This is a genomic window from Hymenobacter agri (assembly GCF_054778495.1).
The window spans coordinates 1-4688 of record NZ_BAAGZM010000325.1 but is presented as its reverse complement, the minus strand read 5'-3'; the positions used below and the strand labels follow the sequence as shown (position 1 = coordinate 4688).

General features: G+C 62.0%; 3 protein-coding genes and 1 pseudogene. All 4 read right to left on the bottom strand.

The window, feature by feature from the left end:
* The coding region (locus tag ACYVDE_RS14835; RefSeq protein WP_460502324.1) for an endonuclease MutS2 at window positions 1-2353 on the bottom strand (2353 nt) is incomplete at its 3' end.
* A 233-nt stretch (window positions 2354-2586) separates the two neighbouring features.
* Window positions 2587-3306, bottom strand: coding sequence for a hypothetical protein (locus ACYVDE_RS14830; RefSeq protein ID WP_460502323.1), 720 nt, complete (start codon window positions 3304-3306; stop codon window positions 2587-2589).
* 17 nt (window positions 3307-3323) lie between these two features.
* The gene (locus tag ACYVDE_RS14825) at window positions 3324-4076 is read right to left on the bottom strand and encodes a DUF2400 domain-containing protein (protein ID WP_460502322.1); all 753 of its coding nucleotides are present in this window, start codon (window positions 4074-4076) and stop codon (window positions 3324-3326) included.
* A gap of 164 nt (window positions 4077-4240) precedes the next feature.
* Window positions 4241-4688, bottom strand: a pseudogene (locus tag ACYVDE_RS14820) (peptidoglycan-binding protein); the annotation flags it as partial.

Below are 4688 nucleotides of genomic sequence, written 5' to 3'. Positions count from 1 at the left end.
AGTCGCGCACCACGTTGCGCAGCACGCCGTTGCCGCGGCCGTGCAGGAACTTGATTTCGGGCATGCCCAGCATCACGGCGTCGTCCACGAAGCTCATGGTTTTGGTGAGGGCATCTTCGGCGCGCTCGCCGCGCAGGTCGAGCGTGGGGCTGAAGCCGGCCATGCGGTCGGTGATGTTCACGCCGTTGCCGCCGCCCCCGCCGCCGCTCAGCTTGCTGGCTCTGGACTTAGCGGCCTGCTCGCGCTCGCGGATTTCGGCCCGGCCCAGCTTTTCGAGCTGGTTCACCTTCACCAGGGTTTTGAGGCCGCCGAACAGCACTTCGGCGGTTTGGCCCTTCACGCTCACCAACTCGCCGTAGCCGTCCTGGCCAAAAAGGGCCACTTTATCGCCGGCTTGCAGGGCGCCGGCCACGGCGCGCTCGCGGGTGGCTTTAGGCTTGGGCGGCTCAATTTGCAGCTCCTTTTTCACGAAGCTCTCCAGCTTTTCGCGGGCGGCTTTGTTGGTTTCCTTCTCGGCATTGCCGCGGCGGATTTCGCCGATGGTGGCTTCGATTTGCTTGTTGGTATCCACAAGCAGGGCCTTGGCTTGCTGCTTGGCGGTGCGCAGGGTTTCGAGTTTGGTGTCTTCGAGGTGCTGCTTGAGGTCCTGGTATTCCTGGGCGGCGCGCTTGAGGCGCTTCTCGGCCTTGGCGGCTTCGGCGGTGCGCTGTTCGAGCTCGGTTTTCTCTTTTTCGAGGCCTTCGAGCAGGCGGTCGTAACGAATTTTGTCTTTGCCCACGAGTTGGGTGGCACGCTCCACTACTTCCTTTGGCAAGCCGATTTTGCGGGCAATTTCGATGGCGAACGAGGAACCCGGCTTGCCCACTTCGAGGCGGTAGAGCGGCTGCAGCTTCTCGGGGTCGTAGCGCATGGCCCCGTTGATGAGGTGCGGGGTGCGCTCGGCGAAGTTCTTCAGGTTGGTGTAGTGCGTGGTAATGACGCCGAACACCCGGGCCCGGTTCAGCTGGTCGAGCACGGCCTCGGCGATGGCGCCACCCAGGCTGGGCTCGGTGCCGGTGCCGAACTCGTCAATCAGCACCAGGCTTTTCTTACCGGCCAGCGTGATGAACTGCTTCATGGCCAGCAGGTGCGACGAATACGTCGAGAGGTCGTTTTCGAGGCTCTGCTCGTCGCCGATGTCGAGGAAAATGTCCTCGAACACGCCGGCTTCGGAGTTATCGGCGCAGGGTATCAGTAGGCCCATTTGCAGCATGAACTGCACGAGGCCCACGGTTTTCAGGCTCACCGACTTGCCGCCCGCGTTGGGGCCCGATATCACCAGAATGCGCTGTTCGGCATTCAGCTCCAAATCGAGCGGCACCACTTCGCGGGCATCGCCGGTTTCCTTCTTATGCTGGGCGAAGGCCAGTTGCAGCAGCGGGTGGCGCACCTGCACCCACTTCAGCAGGGGCTTGTTGTGCAGCAGCGGCAGGCGGCAGTCGAGCTGCACGGCCAGCTTGGCTTTGGCCCGGATGAAGTCAATCAGCCCGAGGTAGGAATAGGCCTTGCGCAGGTCCGGAATGTGCGGGCGCAGGCGGTTGGTGAGGTCGGTGAGGATGCGGATGAGCTCGCGGTGGTAGGCGTTGTCGAGGTCCTTGATGTCGTTATTCAGCTCGAACACCTCGGCCGGCTCGATATACACCGTCTGGCCCGAGGCCGACTCGTCGTGAATCAGGCCCTTCACCTTGCGCTTGAACTCGGCAATGACCGGCAACACCAAGCGCCCGCCCCGAATGGTGGGCTCGGCGTCGCCGGGAATCCAGCCCTCGTTTTTGGCGTGGCGCAGGATGCCGGCAATCTGGCGGCGCAGCTGGCCCTGGCGGGCAATGAGCTCCTGCCGAATCTGGCGCAGCAGCGGGCTCGCGTCGTCGCGCACGCCGCCGTCGTCGTCCACCACTTTGTCCATCGCGGCCAGCAGGTTGCGGTCGACCTGAATGCCGATGCCCAGCAGGCGCAGCGTGGGATACAGGCCCGCGTCGGCGTCCGAAAAGAAGCTCAGCGCCTGCCGGATGGTGCGCAAACTCATCTTCAACTCGAAGAAGGCGGCCACGTCGAGGTAGGCGCCGGGCAGGGCGGCGCGCTTGAGGTGGGCTTGGGCATCGTGGTAATGCGCGGCCGGGAAATCGGCCCCCGAGCGCAGCAGGTAGGCAAATTCGTCGGCCTGTTGCAGCAGTTTCAGCAGGGGCTCGTGCTTGGGCTGGAAGGCCATGCGGGCCACGTAGTGCCGGCCCAGGGCCGAGAGGCAATTGGCTTCGAGCTGCTCGCGCAGCGTGCTGAAGCCGATTTTTTGTTCGAAGTGTTGGGGTAACAGCAAGTAGGTCGTCGTTCAGGTATTCGGATACGAAGGTAAACAGCTAAGCGGGCGGGAAGATTCGCGGGCTTGGCGGTTAGTTCAACGTCTATGGTATTTCCTGCTACTGCATAGCGCTGAAGTTGCTTTAGCGCGGCCTCAACATGCGCGAGCGGCGGGGCCGGTTCTTCTACCACCGCCGAAGACGCGCTGCTGCTGGTCGTGGCGGGGCAACACCCACAGCTTGCGAGTAACCTTTAGGCGCCTTGCTTTTCATTGCGCCGCTCGCGTGCGGCCCACCAGGCACCTACGTAAACCAAGTAGCTCCCCAGAGCCGAAAACGTGCTGCCCCGCACCGGGCGCGGGCTCGTGGCTATCATCCACACCGCCCATACCATGCCAGCGGTAAACAGCACCAATACGATAGTCGAAATCGGCTTTTCAAAAAAAGTACGTTCCCGAACCACCGCCGCAGGCTGTCCCAGCTGCGTTTGGTGCATGCCCACCGCTGTTTCAAATGCCTGCACCATGCCGTCGAAATCCTTGTTGTCGTAGAGCCGGCTGCTCACGTTTATCTTCAGCTTGCTGGCGTCCTTGAGCGTCAGGCGCAACTCTTCGGCCCCGTTGAAGCTCGAAGCCCGGTAGGCCATAATCTCGCTAAACAGCACTTGAGTTTCTTCGCTTGTCTGTGGCATAATCGTCAGCCTATCCGGGGCAACGACGACGACTAGTGGAACACCACTCACCGCTTTACCTATCCGGTAGAGCAGGTAGAATCCGCCGCCCACGACGACGAAGAACCACACCATTCGGCCGTTTTTACTGGTCGCCTCCAGCAAATCGAGGCCTTTCACGGCCACTGTCAACACGACCACCAATCCCACCACCCACACCAGCAGCAGCCTGGCAACATTCGTTTTTATCAACTCAAACTCCTGCTTCATCGCGTCTTGTACCGCTTGGTTTTGATTAAACACCTACTCCTCCCCCGAATCTACTTATCCACCCCCGCCCCAAAAAGCGCGAAGTCGTACTTCACCGGGTCCGCCGGGTCGAGCAGGCGCAGGTTGGCGGTGAGCTCCTCGGCGGCCTGCCAGTCCACGAGTGAGCGGGTGAGCAGGCCCAGCGGGCGGGCCTGGCGCTCCACGTGCACGTCGATGGGCATGATGAGGTCGGCGGGCGAGAGGCGCGTCCAGAGGCCGAAGTCCACGCCGTGGTCATCGCGGCGCACCAGCCAGCGCAGGTACATGTTCACGCGCTTGCAGGCCGATTTGCGGGCCGGCGTGGCCACGTGCTTGCGGGTGCGGGCGGGCGCATCGGGCAGGCTGAAAAACCGGTTGTGGAAGTTGATGAGCCGCTCGCGCTGCGAGTGCCCCACCAGAAACGCGGTTTCGAGCGAGTCGTGCTGCCGGTACCAGTCGCGCAGGAAATGCACGAAGTACAGCAAATCGGTATCGCAAAACGTGCGGTGGCAGAAGCCCAGCAGGCGCTTCAGGTCCTCGTCCTGGTGCTGGGTGATGAATTGATAGGGCGCGTCATCCATGCGCCGCAGTAGGTCGTTGCACTTGTTCATGATGGTAGGCCGCTGCCCCCAGGCCAGCAGCGCCGCAAACAGCGCCGCAATCTCAATATCCTGCTTGAGCGTGAAGCGGTGCGGGATTTGGATGGGGTCGTTCTTAATGAATTCGGGCCGGTTGTAGCGCTCGTATTGCGCGTCGAGCTGGCGGCGGAGCTGGGCGACGTTCATGGTAGGTGGATGGTAGCGTTTGGAAAGGGCTGAACTGGTAAAAGCAGAACGTCATGCTGAGCGAAGTCGAAGCATCTCTGCCGCCATACTAAAATTGATTAGTTGCGCGATAGAGATGCTTCGACTTCGCTCAGCATGACGTTGCCGGGGAGTTAAACGAAACCCTACTGCTCCGGAATGTAATTCGTCTCGACCCGGAAGCGGGCGTCGCTGGTACCGAGCTTCTGCACGGCCCGGGGCGAGAGGCGCACCAGAATATTGTTGTTCTCGCCGGTATTGGGCAGCTTGCCAATAACGCGCACGTACACGTAGAGCCCATTCATGGCATTTTTCACCTGCATGATGGTGCCCACGGGGGCCGTTTTGTGCAGGGCCAGGTACTTCTCGGTGGTGCTGTTTTCGATGGACGCGCCCAGACCTGACTCCACCACGCGGCCCAGCAGCTCGCCGGCGCGGGTGGGCGTTTTTTCTTCGCGCTCCTCGCGCTTTTCTTCTTTCTTCTCCTCGCGGTCGGCCGGCTTTTCGGGCGTCACGGTGGCCACTTGGGCGGGCTTATCGGGCGCGGCGGGCGTTTTGCTGGCTGGCACGGCCTCGGTTTCGGCCGGGCGCACG